At 49.5% G+C, this 23,918-nt stretch carries 20 protein-coding genes; 8 read left to right on the forward strand and 12 right to left on the reverse strand.

Features of this window, described 5'->3' with window-relative positions; genetic code table 11:
• The first annotated feature begins 289 nt into the window (after positions 1 to 289).
• From JUJ53_RS02910 to JUJ53_RS02920, 3 genes are all read left to right on the forward strand, one after another.
• Positions 290 to 1,507 carry a metallophosphoesterase gene (locus JUJ53_RS02910; protein ID WP_204150479.1) on the forward strand — a complete coding sequence of 406 codons (1,218 nt, stop codon included), beginning with the start codon at positions 290 to 292 and terminating at the stop codon, positions 1,505 to 1,507.
• 963 nt (positions 1,508 to 2,470) lie between these two features.
• Positions 2,471 to 5,896, forward strand: a complete 3,426-nt coding sequence (locus tag JUJ53_RS02915) for a PAS domain S-box protein (protein WP_204150480.1) — start codon at positions 2,471 to 2,473, stop codon at positions 5,894 to 5,896.
• Between the two features lie 288 nt (positions 5,897 to 6,184).
• The gene (locus JUJ53_RS02920; RefSeq protein ID WP_204150481.1) at positions 6,185 to 6,886 is read left to right on the forward strand and encodes a class I SAM-dependent methyltransferase; all 702 of its coding nucleotides are present in this window, start codon (positions 6,185 to 6,187) and stop codon (positions 6,884 to 6,886) included.
• A gap of 12 nt (positions 6,887 to 6,898) precedes the next feature.
• On the opposite strand, the gene JUJ53_RS02925 is transcribed toward JUJ53_RS02920, so the two are convergent.
• The 5 genes from JUJ53_RS02925 to JUJ53_RS02945 all read right to left on the reverse strand — a co-directional run bounded on the left by JUJ53_RS02925 (position 6,899) and on the right by JUJ53_RS02945 (position 11,395).
• Positions 6,899 to 7,585: a GntR family transcriptional regulator gene (locus JUJ53_RS02925; protein ID WP_204150544.1), complete on the reverse strand. Its 687-nt coding sequence runs from the start codon at positions 7,583 to 7,585 to the stop codon at positions 6,899 to 6,901.
• A gap of 299 nt (positions 7,586 to 7,884) precedes the next feature.
• Complete coding sequence (locus JUJ53_RS02930) at positions 7,885 to 8,667, reverse strand: amino acid ABC transporter ATP-binding protein (protein WP_204150482.1); 783 nt, start codon at positions 8,665 to 8,667, stop codon at positions 7,885 to 7,887.
• A 355-nt stretch (positions 8,668 to 9,022) separates the two neighbouring features.
• Positions 9,023 to 9,946, reverse strand: a complete 924-nt coding sequence (locus JUJ53_RS02935; RefSeq protein ID WP_204150483.1) for a transporter substrate-binding domain-containing protein — start codon at positions 9,944 to 9,946, stop codon at positions 9,023 to 9,025.
• Positions 9,947 to 10,021: 75 nt separating this feature from the next.
• A complete protein-coding gene (locus tag JUJ53_RS02940; protein ID WP_204150484.1) occupies positions 10,022 to 10,675 on the reverse strand; it encodes an amino acid ABC transporter permease in 654 nt (217 codons plus the stop codon).
• A gap of 45 nt (positions 10,676 to 10,720) precedes the next feature.
• Positions 10,721 to 11,395, reverse strand: a complete 675-nt coding sequence (locus tag JUJ53_RS02945) for an amino acid ABC transporter permease (RefSeq protein WP_204150485.1) — start codon at positions 11,393 to 11,395, stop codon at positions 10,721 to 10,723.
• 656 nt (positions 11,396 to 12,051) lie between these two features.
• Here JUJ53_RS02945 and JUJ53_RS02950 point away from each other — a divergent pair.
• Positions 12,052 to 12,609: a hypothetical protein gene (locus JUJ53_RS02950; RefSeq protein ID WP_204150486.1), complete on the forward strand. Its 558-nt coding sequence runs from the start codon at positions 12,052 to 12,054 to the stop codon at positions 12,607 to 12,609.
• 279 nt (positions 12,610 to 12,888) lie between these two features.
• On the forward strand, positions 12,889 to 13,752 hold the full coding sequence (locus tag JUJ53_RS02955) for a peroxiredoxin-like family protein (protein WP_204150487.1): 864 nt from the start codon (positions 12,889 to 12,891) through the stop codon (positions 13,750 to 13,752).
• Between the two features lie 235 nt (positions 13,753 to 13,987).
• Here the strand turns inward: JUJ53_RS02955 and JUJ53_RS02960 are convergent, their stop codons facing one another.
• From JUJ53_RS02960 to cysE, 7 genes are all read right to left on the reverse strand, one after another.
• A complete protein-coding gene (locus JUJ53_RS02960; RefSeq protein WP_204150488.1) occupies positions 13,988 to 15,580 on the reverse strand; it encodes a helix-turn-helix domain-containing protein in 1,593 nt (530 codons plus the stop codon).
• A 543-nt stretch (positions 15,581 to 16,123) separates the two neighbouring features.
• A complete protein-coding gene (locus JUJ53_RS02965; protein ID WP_204150489.1) occupies positions 16,124 to 16,738 on the reverse strand; it encodes a (2Fe-2S) ferredoxin domain-containing protein in 615 nt (204 codons plus the stop codon).
• 214 nt (positions 16,739 to 16,952) lie between these two features.
• Positions 16,953 to 17,156: a putative nitrogen fixation protein NifT gene (nifT, locus tag JUJ53_RS02970; protein WP_204150490.1), complete on the reverse strand. Its 204-nt coding sequence runs from the start codon at positions 17,154 to 17,156 to the stop codon at positions 16,953 to 16,955.
• 246 nt (positions 17,157 to 17,402) lie between these two features.
• Positions 17,403 to 17,546: a hypothetical protein gene (locus tag JUJ53_RS02975; RefSeq protein ID WP_204150491.1), complete on the reverse strand. Its 144-nt coding sequence runs from the start codon at positions 17,544 to 17,546 to the stop codon at positions 17,403 to 17,405.
• Positions 17,547 to 17,598: 52 nt separating this feature from the next.
• A complete protein-coding gene (locus JUJ53_RS02980) occupies positions 17,599 to 18,153 on the reverse strand; it encodes a DNA starvation/stationary phase protection protein (RefSeq protein WP_204150492.1) in 555 nt (184 codons plus the stop codon).
• Positions 18,154 to 18,387: 234 nt separating this feature from the next.
• Positions 18,388 to 18,657 (reverse strand): Asr1405/Asl0597 family protein, encoded by a 270-nt coding sequence (locus JUJ53_RS02985; protein ID WP_204150493.1) that lies wholly within the window; start codon positions 18,655 to 18,657, stop codon positions 18,388 to 18,390.
• Entirely contained in the window at positions 18,654 to 19,406 is a 753-nt protein-coding gene (gene cysE, locus JUJ53_RS02990; RefSeq protein WP_204150494.1) for a serine O-acetyltransferase, read from the reverse strand. Before cysE ends, JUJ53_RS02985 begins: the two co-directional genes overlap by 4 nt.
• A 1,309-nt stretch (positions 19,407 to 20,715) precedes the next feature.
• Between cysE and nifB the strand changes: the two genes are divergently transcribed.
• The 3 genes from nifB to nifS all read left to right on the forward strand — a co-directional run bounded on the left by nifB (position 20,716) and on the right by nifS (position 23,915).
• Complete coding sequence (gene nifB, locus JUJ53_RS02995; RefSeq protein WP_204150495.1) at positions 20,716 to 22,206, forward strand: nitrogenase cofactor biosynthesis protein NifB; 1,491 nt, start codon at positions 20,716 to 20,718, stop codon at positions 22,204 to 22,206.
• A 50-nt stretch (positions 22,207 to 22,256) separates the two neighbouring features.
• Entirely contained in the window at positions 22,257 to 22,643 is a 387-nt protein-coding gene (locus JUJ53_RS03000; protein WP_204150496.1) for a 4Fe-4S binding protein, read from the forward strand.
• Positions 22,644 to 22,721: 78 nt separating this feature from the next.
• Positions 22,722 to 23,915, forward strand: a complete 1,194-nt coding sequence (gene nifS, locus JUJ53_RS03005; RefSeq protein WP_204150497.1) for a cysteine desulfurase NifS — start codon at positions 22,722 to 22,724, stop codon at positions 23,913 to 23,915.
• The last annotated feature ends 3 nt before the right edge of the window (positions 23,916 to 23,918 follow it).

The following is a 23,918-nucleotide window of genomic DNA, read 5'->3' on the forward strand; positions in this document are numbered from 1 at the left end:
CATTGCAACCCGCTACGAGAAGAAGGCTGAGAACTACCTCGCCATGCTGACTCTAGCTTCTATCATGCTGTGGCTATAGTTTTAAAACAGAGCCTAGGGTGCCTATGCTTCATCTCGGGGAACTATGGGGCTGGTGCTGATGTCGTGAAAGGCAGCGATCGCTCCCAGCCGTTGACCTATATCTGTTCTGGATTCTGTTCTGGATAGGATTGTATGGAGATCGAGGCGGGCCAATGGAGCGGAATCGACTATGGTTATGGATGATGTTGTGTGGATAGTAGAGTGAGCTATGGGTTGGCGGCGCGTTTGGTTGGGCCTAGTCGGATTCTTGCTGACCGTTAGTTTATCCTGTGCGCAAGCCCAGACTCCAGTACAGTCGGCTGCTCCAGGGTCTGAGAGTCCAGCTCCGGAGCTGTCAGTGCCGCAGGAGGAATCTCCCGATTTGGCCATGGCTCTGCCGTCGTCTACGGTGGCGATCGCAGCTACGGCTGGCCCAGCGGGATTGTATGACCCACCTCGGGGAGATGTGCGCTTGGCGGTGATCAGCGATTTGAACAGTGCCTACGGTTCCACAGACTACGACCCAGAGGTTGATAAGGCTATCGAACTACTGCCGTTCTGGCAGCCTGATCTGGTGGTTTGCAGCGGCGATATGATTGCTGGGCAAAGCCTGAGCCTCAGTGCCGACCAAGTTCGGCGTATGTGGGATGCTTTTGATGCCCATGTGGCGGCCCCTCTGCGCACCATGGGGTTACCGTTTGGCTTCACCGTGGGCAATCATGATGCCTCGGCTTCTCAGTCATCCAGCGGCGGCTTTACCTTCCAGCAGGAGCGGGATCTAGCCCAGGCCTATTGGCAGCAACCTAATCAGGCCTCGGGTTTAAACTTCCAAGCTCAGGATGACTTTCCGTTCTACTACAGCTTTGTGCAAAACGATATTTTCTTCTTGGCCTGGGATGGATCCTCCAGCCGAATTCCGGCGGACAAGCTGGCCTGGGTGGAGCGAGAATTAGCCAGTCCAGCAGCTCAGCAAGCCAACCTGCGGATTATGCTGGGGCATCTACCGCTCTATGCCGTGGCGGAGGGCCGGAACCAGCCCGGTGAGGTGATGGACAATGCCGACGAGCTGCGACAGATGATGGAGCGCCATAACGTGCATACCTACATCAGCGGCCACCATCATGCCTACTACCCGGCCCATAAGGGCAATCTGCAGCTCCTGCATACGGGCCTGCTGGGTTCGGGGCCGCGATCGCTCCTCGATCAGCCTCAGCGATCGCCTAAGACTCTGACGGTGGTGGATATTACCTTCGATGCACCGGAGCCTACGACCTATACCACCTATGATATTCAAACCCTGGCCCAAGTTGAGAATGCCCAACTGCCTCGATTGTTGACGGGACATAACGGTATGGTGATGCGTCGGGATGTGGCTTGGGATGATTTATCAACGACTGAGTTATCCTTCTGTGAGCAACGTTTAGGGGCAGCGCGTTGCGGTCGGTAGTAGGGGTGACTCACGTAGGTTGTTGACCTAGAATCGATCGGCTCTGGCGCTTATACTATCTGAGATCGTCTAGGATCGGTGCTGCTGAACTGGGAGATGAACCTCTAGCTCCAGGTTCTGAACCTCAACGCAACAGGTTGCGGAATCATGCCGCGATTCAGCAATGCCCTAAGATCCATCGTTGCGATCTGCGCTTATTATCTAGTGAACCCGCAGAGATTCAAAGGGATGTGCTGATGCTAGGGCGTTCGCGGCTAGCATCAGCGGTGTAAAGCTAGGAGAATTCGTTAAAATGGATGGAGCGATCGCCCTCAGAGTTCTAAGTATGGACATTTGTGCTAGGTCGTTTGAGGTCACACCAAAAGGGAGCAGCCCGCATTTACACATTCATAGCCTTCATACCCCAACCCCTTCTCTCAAAACAAGAGAAGGGAAGCCGGATTCCAAGTCCCTTGCCCGACTTGGCAGAGGAATTTAGGGTGAGGGCTACGAGGGCTACAAACGTGGGTGCTCCCCATCACAATCATCAGAGTTGGTTTGAAACCGTATAATCCCTATTTACCGGGAAGCACCATGGGATGTAGGGTATGTTAGCGAAGCATAACGCAAACCTGTAACCATGGGCATCGTCCAACGAATGGGGTATAACGTAACGTCTCATCATGTTCTTTTAATCTAGTATTAATTTATACATGGGCATGGGCGAACGAGTAGAAGTTAGTTCTGATATCCTGATACCCTAGGAAGCTATGGCTTGAGGAGGTCTGCCCAAGGATATCTCTACGAAGAGGTTGGTGTTGCTTAGATGAGAGATGAATTCCCTGAATCAACCCTTGCATCATGGACTGTTCAGAAATGGATTCATCTCAGAAATCAGCAACGTCAAGAGGTTTAATGGAGAGGTTTGATCCGGCGATGGGTGGGCTTGCGTAATGAAATGTCTCGTGATTAGATAAAACGGTCTTGAGTACCTTGCGACGTAATTTGGTTATCTCTCCCACATCTATCAATATTGTAGTTGCTGATAGTACTCCATCTATCGGACAGGATCTGTTGTCCTGTTTGGTGGAACTGGGCTATGGGCCCCAGCGGATACAGCTTATCCAAGATCTGGACAGGGCGTTAGAGGCGGGTACGGTTGACGTATTGTTGCTGTCTGTTCAGTGGTTGGAGCAGGGGCTCGATCTGCAGGCGATCGCTCCTGTTCCTGTGATTTCGTTTGGTTCTGATCAGGAGCGATCGCGGGCCTATGAAGCTGGCAGTATAGACTATCTAACGCTCCCGTTTAGTTCTGCAGAGCTTCAGGCTAAGCTACATATCCACATCCAGCACCAAGCTATGGCAGCTCAGTTGCGCCAACAGCAGCAGCGGCACTACCAACAGGAAGAACGCTGGCGGCTGTTGATGAAAGGCACCGGAGACGGCATTTTTGACTGGGATATCACCACAGGACAGGTGATGATGACAGCCCGCTGGATGTCCATGTTGGGCTACATGGAAGGGGAGTTTGTTGGGACGTTTACCACCTGGACAGATTTGCTGCATCCCGACGATCGCGATCGCACCCTAGCTGCCCAGCGGGCCTATATCGATCACCAAAGTCCAGACTACCAGCATGAATTTCGGCTACGGTGCGCGGATGGTAGCTATAAGTGGATTTTGGCCCGGGGGCAGGCGGTCTGGGATGAGTCTGGCTGTCCAGTGCGCATGGTGGGGTGGCATCAAGATATTAGCGATCGCAAGCAGCTTGAGCTAGCTCTACAGGCTTCAAAGGCTCAGCTCAGTGATATCCTCAATAGTATTGGTGCCTCTATTGGTAGCTTTCGCTACTACGATGACGGTTCATGGGAAACGGTGTATCATTCCCTGGGCTGTGTTGCCGTATTTGGCTATCCCCTAGCGATTTTCCCAGCCGAAAAATGGCTGTCCTGCATCGTACCCGAGGATGCGGAAACCTTTATCCCCCAACTACTCACAACGATTCGGCAGGAGCAAGGCAGTACCTTTGAATACCGCTATCGCCATCCCGATGGTTCCATTCGCTGGATCTCAGACACCATCACCTCTCGGCGCGATGAGATAGAATCCTGCTGGATTGTGACAATGGTGGGGATTGATATTAGCGATCGCCGTCGAGCGGAGCAGGCGCAGCGCGATAGTGAAGCACGCTTTCGGGCCATTTTTGAAGCGGCCCAAATTGGTATCGTGGTGGGTACTGCGCCAGACTATTGGCTATCGTTTACCAATCCTTGCTTTTTAAACCTGTTAGGCTACAGTGCTGAGGAGTTAGCCACCTATCACTGTTTTAATATTTCTTATCCAGATGATTTGCCGGCTGAGCATCAACTCTTCGATGAATGTCTGGCAGGGCAGCGAGACGGCTATCAACTGGAAAAACGATTTATCTGTAAAGATGGTCATATTATCTGGACGCATGTGATTGTGTCGATGGTGCGGGATGTCCAGGGGCAGATCCAGGCTGCGATCGCCTTGGTGGAAGACATCAGCGATCGCAAACGGGCCGATCTGGCGCTGCAGGAAAGTGAAACCCGTTTCCGTGACTTAATTGAGCAAACCTCTGACTGGGTTTGGCAAACCGATGCGGATGATCGATTTACCTACGTCAGTCCCCAGGTGGAGCAGATTCTCGGCTATGCTCCGGATCAAGTGCTAGGGCTGACGACCTTTGACTTTATGGAACCCCTAGAGCGCGATCGGGTGCGATCGATTCTGCGCCCCTACATGGAGCAGACCCAGTCTTTTACGGGGGTAGAGAAAACGCTTATTCATCAATCGGGTAGGCTGGTGACCTTAGAAACGAGCGGTTCACCCATTCTGGATGCCCAGAATGGCCTGTTGGGCTATCGCGGCATCGCTCGGGATATTACAGAACGCAAGCAGGCTGAACTTAAATTACAACTGGCTAAACAAGAGGCAGAAGCAGCCAACGTAGCCAAGAGCCAGTTTTTGGCAAGCATGAGCCATGAACTGCGGACGCCGCTCAACGCTATTTTAGGATTTGCTCAGGTGATGGGATACGATACGCAACTGTCTGCCGATCATCGTAATTTTGTGCAAACGATTTTACGCAGTGGGGAGCATTTGCTAGAGTTGATCAATGAGGTGTTAGACTTATCCAAAATTGAAGCAGGGCATATGTCCCTTGAGTACAGTACGCTCAATCTTCCAGATTTTATCCGAACAAGCTGTGAGATGCTCTACCAACAGGCGGATATGAAAGGTCTGTCGCTCCACTTCGACATTGCAGAGGATACGCCTAGCCATATTATTACCGATGCGCACAAGCTGCGTCAGGTGCTCATTAATCTATTGGGCAATGCCATTAAGTTTACAGAACAGGGACAGATTTTTCTACGGGTTGCAGCTACTGTCCATCCCCATTGCGATCGCCAACAGTTGACCCAGGTTATTCTGACGTTTGAGGTTGAAGACACAGGCATTGGTATTGCACCTGAATATCAAGCCAAGATTTTTGAAGCTTTTGAGCAAGTGTCGGATGGTTCAAAATGTGCTGGTGGCACGGGGCTAGGGCTGACGATCAGCCGCCGCCTGTTAGACTTATTGGGCGGTCAGATTACCCTAGATAGCCAACCTCAGCGGGGAAGCCTCTTCCGCTTTTCTATTCCAGTGCGCCTTGCCACCTCGGCAGATCTTGAGCAGATCCTGCCGAGCAGTGTGGTGATTGGCGTTGCGCCCGATCAGCCAACCTACCGAATTTTGGTGGTGGATGATCAGGACGATAATTGTCAATTTTTGATTCAAACCCTGAGCATCATTGGCTTTGAGACCCAGGCTGCAGATCGAGGCGAGGCAGCGATCGCCCTGTGGAAGCAGTGGCAACCCCATTTGATTTTGATGGATATCAACATGCCGGGAGTGGATGGCTATGCGGCAACTCGTCATATTCGTAGGGTGGAACAGACTAAAGGCGTTGATCAACATTCCGGTCAAACCATCTGCCCAACGCGCATTTTGGCCATGTCGGCTAGTGCCTTTGATCGCGATCGCACCTATGCCCTAGCGGTGGGATGTGATGACTTTTTGACGAAGCCGATTCAACTGCAGACGTTGTTTCATAAAATTGCCGCGCTCATTCCGGTTCGCTATGTTTTCAGCCAAACGATGGATATCGCGCCTGCTCCCCTCGCTGTTTCGTCTGATCAGCTTTGTGCGATGCCCAGGGAGTGGGTTGAGGAACTATACCGACGGGCGATGCTATGCGACTCGACGCATATCGATCAACTGCTCAAGCAGATTCCAGCGCACCACAGGCTTTTGCAAGAAGGATTACAGTCCTACAACGATATGAGCCGGCTTGATATTATCTTGGACTTAGCAGATGCCTGTTTACGCATAAATCAAAGCTAGATTACCCCAGAGAGCGATCGCCAATCTTCAATCATCCAACGTATGATAGGTGTATGGGCGTAGCTGACTAGGATGGGACATCTTCATGGTCAAGATGGCTAGTGTAAACGGGGGGCGATCGCCCCGACTCAAGGTCATTCGTTGGATGGGAGCTTCATGCGAAATCCCCTAACCAGAATGATGGCGGCTACCATACAGTTTTCTAAGGCTGTGAAATCCTGGGGCTATTAACATTGCATGTTTGTTAAAGTATGTGATGTTGGCGAGTATTCATCAAAATTACTGATTATGACTACATATCATCGAGAAAACAACCTAGATTTGTCTGATCAAAATAAGAAGGCTTGGGACTCTTTGTATGCATCAACGGAAGACTTAATCTGGGGCAGTCAACCTGTTGGATTTATTGATATATTTATGCCTTATATTAAGAATAAATTATCTAGGGATCCTCGCATTCTAGATGCCGGCGCGGGAGAAGGGCGCAACCTACCTCAGCTCCTCACCTTATCCGATCATATTGTTGCTTGTGATGCCTCAGAACATGCCCTAGATAAAATTCCCGCACCCCTCCGATCCTTGCTAAAAACAGTCATCTGTGACCTTGAAGCGATTCCCTTGGACGATGGTTTCTTTGATTTTATACTGCTTGCAGATGTGGTCGAAACCTTACCCGATCCGCGCCCCGTCCTGCATGAACTGCATCGCCTGTTAAAGCCAGGAGGTTTGCTGTTATGTAATATTCCTGGCTTTGAAGACAGTATTGCCGACATTGATATGGAGGCGATCGGGGAAAATCAGTATCTCTATCAGGGGCGATATTTCTACCGCTTTGTCTATCAAGATGAAGCGATCGCCCTCTTAGAATCTTGTGGCTTTCAAATGATTCATCATCAGCTTTGCTCATGGGTAGAGGCGGCCCATCCATCGTTCCGCAGTGATGCCCATACGCACTCAAGCTATGTATTTCTGGTTGAGAAAGCCGGTTGACCTCATTCTCCGCTATGAGGGTGCAAGAATAGCCTTCACCTCTTCCACCACACGACGTTTGCTGGCTAGTAAATGCTCTCGGATGGCTTGGATCGCTTCTTCAGTCTGCTGGTGGGTGATCGCCTGATAAACCCGTTGATGTTCGGTATTGATATCTAGGACTCGGGGATTGTGGTGGGTAGTGCGAATGCGTAGGAGGGTCATCTTACTAAAGACCTGATCGAGTAGCCCCAGGAGACATAAATTACCGGAGCTTTCAGCAATTAGACGATGGAAGCGATAATCTAAGTCCAGCATCTGAGATCCTAGATCAACCGATGGCTTTTGCTGAACTAAGGCTCCTGACTCGTTCAAATAGTACTCAAATTGGCGTAATTGCTCCGGCTTAATCCACTGACAGGCTTCAGTGACAGCCAAGGTTTCCAGGGCAATCCGGCAATCATACAAATGCTCAGCTTCGCGAGCGGAGATAGTTGTAACCCTCAGCCATCCGTTACCATCAGCCGTCACCAGCTCTTCTTGCTGAAGTTGGCGAATGGCTTCTCGAATAGGAGTGCGGCTCACTTTAAGATGACTGGCAATTTGAGTTTCTATCAAGCGATCGCCAGGCAATAACTCGCCGGATAAAATACTGCCTCGCAGAGCATCGTAGGTTTGCTCTGACAACGACTTTTGACGCTGAACGACCTGGTTGATCATTCCCAAGATCACAACTCCTAACTGATCTAATAGAAGAGAGTGGGCAATGGCATGATAAGGTTTTACCCTAATACAGGATTGCTACCTAGTATAACCATCCCATGGTCTAAGACGATGACTGGCAGCTTTTCGTCACATACTGCTTTTCGTCACATACCCTAGGACTACAATAGCCTGCACCCGAATAGCCTGTACCCGTCAACCCTTGATAAATGTAGAACGTCCGATAGAGTGACTAATGCTATGGTAACGGAAAATGTTGCCATAAACTGTCGCTAAGCCTAACTCAAGGCTTGCCCCTAATGGAGGATTTGGGAGAGAAACTGCTGGGTGCGCTGATGCTTTGGATGGGTGAAGAACTCTTGGGGGGTAGCCTCTTCCACAAGCTGCCCCTCAGCCATCAGCACAATGCGATCGGCGACTTCTCGGGCAAAGCCTACCTCATGGGTAACACACACCATGGTCATCCCTGATTGGGCTAAGGAACGCATGGCGTCCAACACCTCTCGCACCATCTCCGGATCGAGCGCTGAGGTGGGTTCATCGAATAGCATAATTTTGGGCTGCATGGCCAAGGCACGAGCGATCGCCACCCGCTGCTGCTGCCCCCCGGATAGTTGTCCTGGATACTTATGGGCTTGATCTAAAATTCCTACTCGCTCTAGTAATTCTGCTGCAATGTCTTTGGCCTGTTGTTTACTCCAGCGGCGTACCTCCATGGGGGCAAGAGTAACATTATCCAATACGCTTAAATGGGGAAATAAATTAAACTGTTGAAATACCATACCTACTTCCCTACGAATCGCCTCTACATTTTTCATCTTGGGCGTGAGGGCAATTCCATCGACCTCAATGCTACCCTTTTGAAAAGGTTCTAGTGCATTAAAGGTTCGGATAAACGTAGATTTGCCGGAGCCAGATGGCCCCATGATCACCACAACTTCGCCACGCTGAACGGTCAAACTAACCCCCTTCAAAACATGGAAATCATTGCTGTACCATTTCTCGACCTGATGGGCAATGATGGCAGGGGTACCATCGGCAATGGAATGAGATGAAATGGATTGGGAAGGCTGTACCATAGTTCTGTCCTAGTGAGACGTAAAATTAAGTTACAATACTAAGTCCTTGCTTGACTTGACGCCATAGGTCTTCAATTAAGTCTTCAATCTTGATCAAGTAAGCTGTGATGCTGATAAAAAAGCATTCTATGCGTTCCACAACCTGTTGGGAAGCTAGGATGTTTAATCAGTATGGCTACGAACTCGCTGAACTGGTTCATGAGCGATCGCTAGCGTTGCTGAATCGATAGATGATTTGCCCTCATCCCTAACCCTTATCTCCAAGGGGAAGAGAGCTAGAACTCTTCTCCCCTATCTTTAGAGCTAGGGCAGATTTAGGACGTCATACCTGCTTCAGCAACGCTCGATCGCTTGCCTAGAAGGCAGGAATTTGAAGGGGTTCACCGAACCACTCTTGGGATAGCGTCTCAAATTCACCGGAGAATCGTTTGTGACGGATAAAAACATTGACCCATTGCAGCATATCAAGATCGCCTCGACGCATACCGATGTAGCAGGGAGAGTTTTTCATCACGAACAAATTTTGTAGATCAGCCGTTGGGTTGTCCTGAATGACCTTGCCAGCAATCGTATTTCCTGTGGCGATTAAATCAACCTGACCTGCTAACAATGCGGAAACTGTAATGCTGTTATCCTCAAATCGCTTGATTTCCACTCCTTCAGGAGCCTTATCGGTGACTTCTAGATCTTCTAAAGAACCTTGAGTAACCCCAACACTGTAACCTGATAGATCGCTGTAGTCAGAAATGTCAGCGCTAGATGGGCCATAGACACCGGAGAAAAATGGTGCATAGGGGATGGACGAAAAGTAGATGGATTTAGCCCGTTCTGGGGTAGCACCTAGGCTAGAAATGACTAAATCTGCTCGATTAGTTTGCAGGTAGGGAATTCGGTTGGTACTGGTGACGGGCACCAATTCTAAGTTAACCTCTAGGGCTTCAGCAATAAGTTTTGCAACCTCAATGTCATAGCCTTGAGGCTGTCCATCTGCACCCATTGATCCAAAGGGAGGGGAATCTTGGGGAACTGCTATTTTAACTACCCCTGTACTCAGGATTTGATCAAGCGTGTTGCCTACGGCCACCTCCCCAGCAGACGATGAACTATCCGATGGATCTACAGCGACTTGCTGAGCAGTGATGGATCCGGTAGAACAAGAAACGATGCTAACCGTGAAAAGCAGGCTAATTCCAGTAATAACGGCAGTCTTAAGCCATGTTTGAGGTAGGTTTAACTGAGTGGAAAAGCGTTTGACGATAGCGCTAAGGGCTTGAATCATGATGGGTAATCCTAATAATGGAACGTAAGTGATAGTTGACGTACGAAGACCGGGCTGTACTAACGACGAGATGCATTAGTTGCCATAGGTGAACTGTTTTTCCAGACGTTTACTCCATAAAGAGAGGGGAAAGCATAGGCAGAAATAGATCACAGCAGCTATGGAATAAACCAAGAAAGGCTGAAAGGTGATATTGCTGATAGATGATGCGGAGCGGGTCAACTCGATGAAGCCAATCACTGAAGCTAGGGAGGTTCCTTTGATAACCTGTACGGCAAACCCTACGGTTGAGGGAATAGACATACGAATGGCCTGAGGGAGGATAATGCGCCGTAGCTGTTTGGGGTAGCTAAGTCCTAGGGAACGGGAGGCATCCCATTGACCGTGAGGTACAGCTTCTACAGATCCACGCCAGATATCGGCTAAGAAAGCACTGCTATAAGTTGTCAGGGCGATCGCGGCTGATAGCCATGGAGATAGATTAAGATCGAAGACGACGGATAGCCCGAAAAAAACAAGAAATAACTGCATGAGCAGAGGCGTGGCTTCGAAAAGCTCAATATATAGAATGCTAAGCGATCGCAGCCATGGATTAGGGGAAATACGCAGCAGCATGATCAAGAAACCTGCCAGACCACCGCCCACGAAGGCGATCGCTGATAGAGCTATCGTCCATCGGGTTGCTATTAATAGGTTGACTAAAATTTGGGAAAGGGTGAAGTCTTGCATGATAGATCGCTATTGAGATACCTAAACCACTGAATATATTGACTCCTAGCGGATATATTGCGTAAATGCAAAAAAACGGCGCTGGACTAAAAAGGCGATCGCTTTCAAACACCACACCAAGGCTACATAGATCAACGAAATGGCCAGATAGATTTCAAAACTGCGGAAGGTGCGAGACTGCAAATAATTACCAACAAATGTTAGTTCTTCGGCTGAAATCTGTGACACTACACTACTGAATAGCACAGCGATCACAATCTGACTAACTAGGGCAGGATAAATATTGCCCAATGCTGGAATCAAAACAATATGACGAAATATCTGAAATGGCTTAAACCCTAGGGCTAAACCAGCCTCAACTTGTCCTTTAGCGATTCCTTCTATTCCAGCCCGCACAATCTCTGTAGCATAGGCACCAAAGTTGATGGCCAGGGCCAATACTGCGGCTTGCCAGGGCGACATGCGCACACCAATGCTGGGTAAACCAAAGAAAAAGAAGAAGAGCTGAATCAGAAATGGAGTATTGCGGAAAAACTCCACGTAAGCGATCGCAATTCCATTGGCAATACGATTGTCGGATGTGCGACCAATGGCTCCTAGGATGCCGAGGAGCAACCCAAAGGCGATCGCCACACCGGTAATCTGAAACGTCAACCAGACTCCTTGTATAAAGAGTCCCGCATTGTTCCATACCACCGAAAACTGGGGGTTATAGTCCATGCCCACCTCTCGATTTCTGTATGCTGTGTACTGTATACAAAATGACTGTGGGTTTTTTGTGGGTTGGGATACCGTTTGGACTTGATTTGTTCAATAAATGATGACCTGTGAAGTGATGACCTGTGAAGACGATCCAGATAGCAAGGCTTGCTGCGCCATGGATTGAGTTCTACTAAAGCGATCGCGCCTACAGTGTTGCAAGACAGAAAAACGAAGATAGAAGAACGAAGAGAAATCTCAGAGTATTAGTGATAGGGTGCAGCAACCCGTAATGCCTGTAGAAATGTTTAGTCTAATTCAGCTCCTCAAAGGGTGTGTCTGCAACTTGAATGATCGTTGCTGAATGAGGCCATGCCATCGAAATGCGAACCATTAAGATCGTGGGAGCGTTTCGCTCACGGTTCTTGAGCGCAGCCTGTACGCGATTCAGCAACGCCTAGTCCGAATGCCCATATGGCTCCACACCATGATCGAACGCATGGTTCATGGCGGCAGGCCCCCCACGAACTAAAAGTACCCGACTAGGGTACTGACATCCCTTAGCCTGATCTGCCACCTTGTATACAGATTGAATCAAGGCAAGCGACAGATAAATTAGTTCATCGTCTTTTGTCTGGTTCCTTCAAATTCGTTGTTAACACATAGAGGATATGACAATGACTGCAACACAAATCGCTCCAACGGCTATTTCGACCAACGGCGCACAGCCCCACAAGTCACTGACAGATACGGAAACCTATTCCAAGAATGTTCTAGGCCCAGTGTCCTTTACTCTGAGTAACCTGAATGTTCGTGGTTATGCCGGAGAACCTGAACCCCCTGTTCATGTGGCTCCTGAACAGTCTCAGTACATCATTGCATCGAATGAACAGTTTGAAGTAAGTGTTGATGTTGAATTCAACAACAGCCCTTTGGCGCAATTGATGATGTGTTTGGGCACTAAGGTGTCGGTGTGCTTCTCCTTTGAAGGTATTGGTGCAAAAGCGGTTGAACTGGATCTATCTGACGCGATCGTCACTGAAAAAGGTCGTACGCAGTACACCCTCAAGTGGGTGGGTACGCCTGATGCGGCTAAGCTCACTCCTGGATTCTATGCGATCGCTGCTGTAGCTACCGTTGGCCCTGTCGAACACTCCTGTGCGCCCAAGTGTGCGTTTGGGTTTGGTTATATCGCTAAGGTGCTGCTACAAATCTACAGCGCGTTTGAATGCTAAACCAGCTCAAGGACACCAGACGTTATGTAGCCTTCCTGCTGGTGTCTTAGCTAGGTAAACGACTTGGGGAGGAGCATGATCGTTCCTCCTCTTTCTTTCCCACAGAGCCATTGATATCTCCTGACTCTATCCGTTGAGCGATCGCTGAGGTGACTGCTCAACGGACTTTTTGGATGAATGCTAGTCAACACAGTAGTCAACACAGTAGTCAACACCGTTTGGAGAGGTGGATGGGATACTTATGCTACACTCAACTTTAAGGTTTAACCCACGTGAATGATGTCTGTTTCAAGCCAATCTCCGAGCCAATCTAGCGATCTATGGACGCTGTTCCACGAAAGACCCCATCTGCGGGTTAGCGATGGAGCGGCTGTTCCGTTATGGGAAGATGGTGAATCTGCCCCCTATTTTCTCATCCTCCTCTGGCCCCAGTTAGGCGATTTTGATAGTTTAGAATATGCCTGGTGGCTGCAACGGGATGCCCAACGGCTGCAGGATCTGGGGGTGGCTGTGCGTGCCATTGGCATTGGCGATCGCAACTCTGGGCAGCGATTTTGCACCTACACGGGGTTTCCGGCAGATTGTTTATGGGTGGATCCCACGGCAAGCCTACACCAGCAGCTCAGCCTGTACCCTGGACTTTCCCTCAAACCGCCCGGATTTTCCGCAGCCCAGCGAGCTTGGCTCAACCTTTTGCTGATGTGTGCAGGCATCGGTAGCCCTGGTACCTTAGCTGAAGTGTTCCGTGGTTATCGGGGCGATCGCCAAGCTCCACAGCTCATTGGCGATGATCAAGTTGTCCATGCGGCTCCGCTACCGCCGTTGAGAGGCTCTTGGTTTCAGTGGGCTGGAGGACAAGGGTTTCAGCGCCCTTTTGAGCTAGCAACTCTACGGCTCCGCAATATGGCAGAAGCGCTAGGACATTGGACAACCTACGTACCCAAAGCTGACTATTTAACGCAGCGGGGGGCAACTTTTCTTTTTGATGCCCAGGGACATCTGCTGTATGAACATCGCGATCGCGCCATCTTGGGTTTTTCTGAAACGATGAGCAATCCGCTTGATTTTCTTTCGGCTGTGTCGATGAATCAGGCTGATTCTGGTGTTGCTGAATCGCCTACAGGCTGCGCTCAGGAACCGTGAGCGAGATGCTCCCACGATCTGGATGGTTCACATTTCGATGGCATCGCCTCGTTCAGCAACGCCCGAAATACTACTACTACTCAGCAACACCCGAGATGGATACTAGACTTTATCGGAATTAGGAAAAGCAATCAGTTCTTAGCCTGAAACCAATTGATCTGATGGCTACTACATTCACTACATTCATTTGGATGTCGAGCAACTCATTGCTGATAAAGTCTACTATCCCCGCTGTTTAGACAAGATTGAGGGTTTGGCGCAGTCGAGTTTGGTCACTACTGCTGATTTTGAAGCGACCGTTTTCAACATCGCGAATCCAGCTCTGGCTTTTGCCAAGACGCTCGGCCAGTGCCCGTTGACTGAGATTCAGTTGCTGACGAGCAGCTTTGATGACGTGACTGGATAGGGGATGGGCATGAACTGTGGATGATTTGCTCTGGCGGCGATGTTTGGTGCGGGGCCGTCGCAGGCTCTGCTGCCACTCTTCTGACAACTCAAATCCTAGAATCCGTGCATTGAGCAATCGTTGCCACTTGTTCCGAGGTGCAATATCTGTGAGGCTGAGGGCTTGGTTGGCGTCGTTCGTCCAAAATTCTAGAGCATCATCCGCATCATCCGGAATATCTGCAACCCTTGCCCAAAGGGGTTGAATATCAGATCCGTAGGTATCTGGATCAAACTGTGGCTTGAGTCCGTAATGGTAGATGGCTTCCAAGTCACTTTCAAAGGTTTTGAGTAAGCGCTTGTGGGCTCCGCGAATGGTCATCGCATCGGATAGCCGTTGATTTCCGTAGGCAATGCGCAGTAATGTCCGGACTGTGACGCGGTGATCGCCCCCTAGACGCAGCTTGAAGACAAGCCACAGCAGTAGCCGTACGGCTCCCTCATGCTGCTGCCAGTTTCCCATCACTTCTGTGAGCAGTGACTGAGGTAAGGTACCGTATTGATAAAAAGCGGTTTGTTTACGGTAGTCTTGCTTGTTTAGAAAATGCTTGGCCCAGTCGCCAGTTTGAATGCTGAACCCCAGACCAATGAGGTGGCGATAGCCTTGGTCGTCGATGTCAAAGTAATATTGGGTATCCAGCAACTGCCACACGGGCTGTTCGGGAATTGAGAATCCTGGCACTTTGCCTTGACGTGGCCAGTCTAGAGTGACCAACAGTTGGCAGGCTTGATACACTAAGTCTTTGATTAAGGTAAGCTTTGCCAGTTTTGTGAGGTCTTTGCGTTTGTGAAGTCCTAGGTATTGTTCGATATGTTGATCATTGAGGATAAAGGGCGTTTCCCAAGGACAGTTAAGTGTTGTAGCATAGGCGGCAAAGATCAGATGAATACAGACGGCACGAATATCAAAGTTGCCTAGGGCAGCCGTTCCCAAACTATAGGCCATCGGCGGCGAGTCTGGTAATTCTGGATTGGAGGATAGGCGAAACTGAATATTTCCCTGACCTCGGTGGATGCTGCGTTGGTAGCACAAGTGATCATGGTCATCAGCATACCAAGACAGCGACTCTCGTTGAGCCAAAATGTTGCTAGCTTCCCAGACCACCATGGAGGAGGCAAAGGGCGTCGTTTTACCATTGAGAAAGATTTCGTGGATGGCGGCGGGTAGCAGGGTACTTCTGTTGCGCCCTTTTTTGGCGGGGAGCGGCGTTACCGAGCTAACCGCACAAACGTCCACGCAGCGAGGAGTATCTACATCTGGGCAGCGATCGCACAAGGTTGGATCGATCCAGTAACCAGCGTCAGTGGTCTTAACTGCGCCGTTTGGGCAGCTTGAATGACATTGATCGCAGGCAATACAGCTTGCTTTAACGGCATACGTCATCACTAAGTCCCCCTGTTGAGCTCATTACTCTACTAGGGATAACAATCTATATGTTTAAGTTTTATGCTTCTGAATACGTTTTAATGATCTCTTCGCTATCGTTTTGAATAAGTTTATGGTAAACTTCCCTTAAATATTTTGTGTATCTAAAGTTACCTTTTTGCTGCGATTTGTGTGGTGAAACTCTGACTCTATTGCAAATGTGTAGTAATTAGCAATGGAAGTTGATAAAGGCGTAAGTAACGCGTTACATTGTCTGGATACGACAACAAACGTTAGATCTAGATAAGACTCTATGCAATGCATTGAAGCTATTGGATAGAGTTTAGTCAAGGTTGACCCTCTAGAACAGTCATCCTATCAGGGCATTGCTGAATCGATAGATGATTTGCTCTCATCCCCAACCCTTCTCCCCAGGGAGAACGGAGCTAGAACTCCTGTTTCCTCTCCGTAGGGAGAGGGCTAGGGAGAGGGCGGATTGAGCCATTCATACTTGTTTCAGCAACGCCCCTATCAGTTCTGCTAGCCTGTTATCCCCAGAACTCAGCTTCTTTCTTGAACCTTCGATGACGTAGGATTCAGGTGGCGATCGAGCAGGGCAGATAGCCGGGGGATTTTGACTCGGTTGTAGCGGTGCCGACCGGGCATCACGGTTAAGGTAGGTGCATCGGAACAACGCTTTTGGCAGCCGGTGTATTGAATCTCGACCTGGTGGTGCAGATTGCGATCGCGTAAGGCTTGTTTGAGTGCCGTGACCATCTCCTGCCCGCCGCGTTTTTGGCAGCCAGATTTACGGCATACCTGTAGCTTGATGTGCTGAACAGGTAATGGCGGGGTGCAGGGTACAGGGTTGGCTGGAAGAGCGGTTACAGGGATTGTGGGTTGTATCCTAGGCAAGGTCAAAACTTGATAGGCTTTGAGCTTGATCACGCCAGTTTTTGTATCCCAATGGCTACGACCAATACAGTGAAGGCGATCGCCTGCTTGAAGATGCGATCGCCAAGGGCCGCGCAATTCTTTCCGCAGTTTGATAGCCAGTATCTCGCCCTCCACCTCCAGCCGCATCATTTTGGCTGTTGCTGGGCTATCCCCCAAGAAATCAATAAAAGTGCCGTCAAGATTAAACATCCAGGGGGGAAGCAGATTTGGGTCAGCCATAACGAATCTCCTGTGATAGTGGGTCTTCAATCTTGTAAAATCTCAGAATGCTCGGAATGCTCAGAGCGTGGCGTCTTTGGGCGGTTCTGAATAGCGGTATGATTTTGCAACCTATTGTGTGGCGTTTCAGATCCTGTTGCTAGGGCTCATGTTCTAGTGCAGCTCAGATCCTGTTGCTACGGCTCATGTTCTAGTGTGGCAATCCCCGTTTGAACTAATTTAACTTTCTAGCCTCTACGGTTTGAGGCGTAGTAATGGGTTCACTCAATCCTGAAATCGATAGCTCCCAGCCATTCGACAAGGTCAATCGTTGGGTATTTTCCTCTTGACGTTGGGCAATGACTTCTTCCTCTAGGTCTTTTTTGGCTACATAAACCAAGAGCTTGCCGGCGGCGTTAGTACGGAGCATTACTTTCATGGTGCAGGTATGGTAATGGGGTATGGAGGTTAGAGTGATGATGGTAGATGGTAGATCGATGATGGTAGATGCTAGATGTAGCCATGGTCATGCTGTTTAGAGCCTGTGGCATTGAATCCCCGGCGATCGCTGCTCCCCTACCTAGAGAAGCAGCATGATCGTGATAGATCGGGATCAGCCGGTGGATCGACAGCCTTGCATGGGTAGCGATCGCTCGGTTGCTGAACGCTATAGGGCAGAGTCGCTTCAGTAAGGTTTACGGGTCTCTGTTGGAGAACGGTTGGGATGGGTTAGATCTAGGTGAGGAATACGCACTAAGCTTTGGATAAAATAGCGAAAGATACAAGCGATCGCCATGAAGAAAATAGTTGTGGAGAGAAAAGATATCATGGTAGGTCAATCCTGGGTGTGAGGAATAATAAAGCTTATGGACTTGGAGTGGCTAACTTGGGAGGCTGAGGGTAAGGCTATCCCCAGCAAGGAAGTGATCAACATGGAAGGCACGATCTTCCGTTTTTAGCAAAATGCTGTCGTAGAGGTAGCGGGTGGCGCGATCGCCCACACTTTCTGCCTGGGTTGATAAGCGACGCAAAAGAGCAATCATCGCCTGTTCGGCAGTGAGATCATTCTCTAGCATTTGGCGGCAGGTAAACGCCCCATCAGGCTCAGGTGTAAAACAACAGAGGTCAGCTAAGGTCGCAAAACTGCCCGCTGGAATGCCGCCAAGACCGTTGAGCCGTTCGGCTAAGTCGTGGGCATGGCTTTGAACATCGCCGTAGCTGTCTTGAAAGAATTCGTGGATCGAGTAGAACTCGGCTCCGTCTACAACAAAATGATGCTTTTGGTACTGCAAGTAGAGAGCCTGAAAGCTAGCGAAGGCTAGGTTAAGTCCTTCGCAAACAGCGATGGTGATGTCAAGTTCAAAACCAACGGGGTTGTTGCCAACGTCGCCAAAGGCGCGAACTAGGTTGTTGAGGGTCGTTTCAGTTGTCGTCATAGGGTGACTCCAGTAGGTGGTTATGAGATATGAAACAGGTCAGTCAATCGTCACGCATCAAACTTGGATTGGATGCATACTATCGGAAACGATAGGCTCCCAAGGGCGATCGCTAGCCTATCCAACCAAGTATGAAAGGTGGCTACAGATAGACCATGGTGAGAGAGGAGAGCTTAAGAACAGATAGGTTAAGAGTAGATAGGTTGATGGCAGATAGGTTGAGGACAGACAGGCTTAGGAGTTGGCCAAGCAGGTGACGCGGGTATGCCAACATCGCTCCAACCAGGTCACGCCTTCCTGGCGAGATAGGGAAAACTGGTGTAGGGTGCTGCGAACAAGTAGTAGGGCTAGGGCATGGTTGACCTCAACTCGTAGGCTGCCATCGGCGGGACAGGCACAGGGAATATTCAGCTCCTGAAGACGATGGTGGATAGACCAGCGATCGCACCGCTGAACTGAGACGGCTTGCCCCCAGTCGGAGGGAGCGGCAAAGGATGGATTCATGAGCTAACCTCCAAGGGGGTTTGAGATGGATGGGTGAGAGTTGATGATTGAAGATGGGACTGAAGATGAGTAAGTTGTGCTTCCAAGGTTTCGATTCGATCCAAAAGCGATCGCAACGATGCGGCATCGGTATCGGGAAGCTGAGCATGGTCTAAGGGCGCGGTTCTAGCATTACCACGGGATACGTGACGGCTGGGAATGCCAACAGCGGTGTAGTGGGCTGGTACAGCCCGTAGGACAACGGCCCCAGCCCCAATCCGGGCATAGTCACCAATGGCGATCGGCCCCAAAATCTTGGCCCCAGCTCCGATCACCACATGGCTACCTACGGTGGGATGGCGTTTACCTATGTCCCGGCCAGTGCCCCCTAGGGTGACACCTTGGTAAATCAAACTATAGTCTCCGACCCTAGCCGTTTCGCCAATTACCACCCCGAGACCGTGGTCGATGAAAACACCCCGGCCTATCTGGGCTCCGGGGTGAATTTCGATCCCTGTTAAGAAACGACTCAGGTGGGCCATGAAGCGAGGCAGGAGACGTAGATTCCGTTGATAAAGCCAGTGGGCTAGGCGATGGGCAGCGATCGCGTGCAAGCCTGGATAGCAACAGAGCACCTCTAGCCAATGGTGTGCTGCTGGGTCACGCTCAAAAATAATGGCAATATCATCGAACAGCGGCAGCGATCGATGGAGTCGAGGTAGGGTGCTCTGGACGTGATGGAGGAAGTGGCGGGGTGAGGAGAAAACCATGGTGCGCTGGGGGCTGTGTTTTCCTGCTTATAGCAACCAGCCTTTTGAAGCTGAGGGCAGGGGTGAAGCATCCAGATTTTAAAGCTATTAGCACTGTACTCAGCCGCTATACCGTAGGCGGGCAAACCGTTTTAGATTTCTTTAAGGACAGGGGACAGGTATTTTCGGGTTGGCGCTTAGGTATTTCCTAGGGGAGGGACGAGCATTGTGTACTCACGGGCAATGCCTAGGCCATTCATGGGTGAGCACGATTTTTAGGCATAGATAAGACGTTGAAATGGTGTACTCATTCGCGGTCTTTTCGTAGCCTACTTAACGTTTTTACTAAAAGAACTGTAGCAGACTATGCAGAAGGTCGTCTAATCTCCTCAGTAATCCGTAATCACGCTTGTCGAATGGCTGAGGAAGGGATGTCTGGGCAAGAAACTCAATGGAGTTCAAGCTGGAATCTCTGAAAAGGGCAGCGATCGCTTGATGGCCCAGCGTTGTTGAAGAGAGAAGCAGTGGCGTTGCTGAATCGCAAGATGATGTGCGCCAACGAACTCTGAGCGAGATGCTCACACGCACTATTCCCAATCAAGGTCGTGCGGGTATCTTGCTCCTCCCCGATTTCATCACTTCATTCAGCAACGCCGAGGCAGTCACAATGCTTGATATGGGGTTTCAGGACGTCTTGTTTAAGGTTCATGTCCTGATGCGGTCATGCCGATGGAGCGATCTCTCGTAAGCGATTTCTAGCCATAGACCTACTCGCAATCATGGTGGTTTACATTGCTTAATGCAGAATAGTTAACTCTGCTACTGTTTGATCTTGTAAATAGAAATGATGGATACAAACGCTAGTTCTTATTTTCTTAACAAGTTCTTGATTCTGTATCAATCGCTGCAAAAAGCGTTCATTTGAGTACTCAGAAAACAGTGGATAGAAAAAGGAGCATTTTTACATCAAGTCTTTGCTGGGTAAGAGTTTGACGTGAGTACACAAATACAGATCTGAACGAAAAAAATACCAGAGCCGGCACGTGAAAATACTAGTACCCCTACTATCAAAAAAATATACTTTCCATAGCTAACAAGAGTTTCAGGACTTGAGTACAGTGCTAATCATGTAATAAATCCTATCGGCTCATGAGGCATAGTCCGGGATAGGGCGGTTGCTATAACTCTTTCAACGCCAAGCACCGCAGCATGAAGCGAGAAACGATTCAACTTCAACAGATGACAAGGTGACTCCTGGCTTAGTTCAAGCCTTCTTACCTAGACCTAGATCCATCTTGTTGAGCTCTAACCCCACTACATCCTCAAACCCATGACGCCACCGCCCTCTACTGCCCTGACCTCTGCGCCCCTCGCGACGCCCGATCTGGACATTACCCTAACTAAGACAAAGACTCTAGTTAACTCTGCCGGTGGCTGTGGTTGTAGCAGCAACACCGATATCGATGAACTCAGCGAAAGCATGAGAGCCCGTATCGAAAAGCATCCTTGTTATAGCGAAGACGCCCATCATCATTACGCACGTATGCATGTAGCTGTTGCTCCAGCTTGCAACATTCAGTGTAACTACTGCAACCGTAAATATGACTGTGCTAACGAAAGCCGTCCTGGGGTGGTGAGTGAATTACTGACTCCTGAAGAAGCCGCTCATAAGGTTCTAGTGGTAGCAGGTAAGATTCCCCAAATGACGGTGTTGGGCATCGCTGGTCCAGGTGATCCGTTGGCAAACCCTGAGCAAACCTTCCGCACCTTTGAACTGATTGCTGACCAAGCACCTGATATCAAGCTTTGTCTCTCTACCAATGGCCTGATGCTACCGGACTACGTGGATCGGATCAAAGCTTTGAATGTTGATCATGTTACCATCACGATTAATATGATCGATCCTGAAATTGGCGCTATGATTTATCCCTGGGTACATTATCGCCGGAAGCGCTACCGTGGTATTGAAGGAGTTAAAATTCTCCATGAACGCCAGATGGAAGGACTGCAGGCTCTTAAAGAAGCTGACATCCTTTGCAAGGTTAATTCCGTTATGATTCCTGGCATCAATGACCATCATCTACCAGAGGTCAACCAAGCTATTCGGGAACGGGGCGCGTTTCTGCATAATATTATGCCTCTTATCTCTGCTCCAGAACATGGTACTTATTTTGGACTCAATGGTCAGCGTGGTCCTAGCCCTCAAGAGCTGAAGCAGGTACAAGATAACTGTGCAGGTAACCTAAAGCTGATGCGCCACTGTCGCCAGTGTCGAGCTGATGCTGTTGGCCTCCTAGGCGAAGATCGCAGCCAGGAATTTACGAAGCAAAAGTTCATGGAAATGCCTGTGGATTATAGTGTTGCCCAGCGTCAGGCTGTTCACATTGGCATCGAGCAGGCGAAGGCGGCGGTGGCGGCAAAACGTCAGGCAGCCGTTAGACCTCCCATCGCAACAGCGCAGCCTTCTCCCAAGGTGCTAGTAGCGATCGCCACTAAGGGAGGCGGCCTGGTGAACCAACATTTTGGTCACGCTAAGGAGTTCATGATTTACGAAGTTGACGCAACTGCCGCCAAATTTGTCAGCCACCGTAAGGTAGCCGATTACTGCCAGGGTGGTTATGGCGAAGAGGCGATGCTCAACGGCATTATTACGACCATTTCGGATTGTCAAGCTGTGTTTGCATCCAAAGTAGGGCCTTGCCCCCAGCGTGAACTGGAAAAAGCCGGTTTAGTCGTCGTTGAAGCCTATGACGTGATTGAGAGCGTTGCTCGACAGTTTTATGACGAACATGTATTAACTCGGCAGTCAGCAACGTTCTAGTCAAACGTTTATTGATGCATTGTTTAACAACCTTACCTTTGCTTCCTCCTATGTCCTACACTATCACCCATAACTGCATTGGTTGCCAGCGCTGTCTATCCGTTTGTCCCACCGGAGCGATTCAGTTTAATGGTCTGGCTTTCTGGATAGAAACGAGTCTGTGTAACCAGTGTCAAGGTTCTCATCGTGTTCCGCAGTGCTGGGCAACCTGCCCAACCAATGAAGGCTGTGTAGCCTTGATTCCAGAACTATCTACAGTGCTAACCTCTAAGTCAGAACAGTCAGATGATTACTGGGAATCTTGGTTTGCTACCTATACGCGTAAGGTTGCCCGCCTGCAGGGAGAACAAACCTCAAGTTATTGGTATAGCTGGTTTTCTAACTATGCTAAAGCTCTTTATCAATTACAAAGCGATCGCCTGTCTCTAACGCCCTAACGCTCATCTGCACAGATAATCAGGACAAAAATAGAGTCTTGATGTGTTCCTAGCTGCTCACCTACTTGATTTACACCCATGGTTATCTATCTTGACAACAACGCCACGACTTGCATCGATCCTGATGTTTTAGCTGCAATGATGCCTTACCTAAGCGACTTTTATGGCAACCCGTCATCCATGCATAGCTTTGGTGGTCAGGTAGGAGTGGCGGTACAGGATGCCCGCCGTCAAGTAGCTCAACTGCTCGGTGCTGAAGATACAGAAATTATCTTCAATAGCTGTGGGAGTGAGGGCAACAATACTGCCATCCATGCGGCCCTAGCTGCTCAACCAGATAAGCGTCATATTGTAACGACAGCAGTAGAACATCCGGCCATCCTCAATGTATGCAAACATCTGGAGAAAAAAGGCTATACTGTTACTTATCTTTCCGTCAATGAGCAGGGTGAGCTAGACCTGATGGAGCTGGAAGCAGCTATGACGGGCGGGACGGCGCTAGTCAGTACGATGTATGCTAACAACGAAACGGGCGTCATATTCCCAGTGGAACAGGTGGGGGCGATCGCTAAATATTATGGAGCCACCTTCCATGTTGATGCCGTGCAGGCTGTCGGTAAGGTTCCTATAGATCTTAAATCTAGCACCATTGACCTGCTCACCCTCTCTGGCCATAAACTCCATGCTCCCAAGGGTATTGGTGCTCTCTACGTCCGCCGAGGCTTCCGGTTCCGCCCATTTCTTCTAGGTGGTCATCAAGAACGGGGGCGTCGAGCTGGCACCCAAAATGTTCCTGGTATTGTTGCATTAGGTAAAGCTGCTGAACTAGCACAACAGTATTTACAATCGGTTGATACAGAAGAAGATCACCGAAATACTCTGGAAAATCAGTTGCTGGCTACGATTCCTGACTGTGCTGTTAACGGTGGTGGTGCTCCTCGCCTGCCCAACACTACCAATATTGGCTTCAAATATATTGAAGGAGAAGCTATTCTCTATATGCTGAACCGTGAAGGCATCTGTGCTTCTTCAGGTTCTGCCTGTACCTCTGGTTCTCTTGATCCTTCCCATGTCCTGATGTCTATGGGGCTACCCTATACCATCCTCCATGGCTCTATCCGCTTTAGCCTATCTCGTTTCACCACTGCTGCAGATATTCAGCAGGTGCTGGCGGTCATGCCTGATATTGTTAATCGCCTGCGGGATATGTCGCCCTTCAGCAATGATCAGGCTGGCTGGCTTCAGGAGCGAGATTTAGTAAGAGCAGGTTAGAAA

The sequence above is a fragment of the Leptolyngbya sp. CCY15150 genome (assembly GCF_016888135.1).
Classification (GTDB): Bacteria; Cyanobacteriota; Cyanobacteriia; order RECH01; family RECH01; genus RECH01.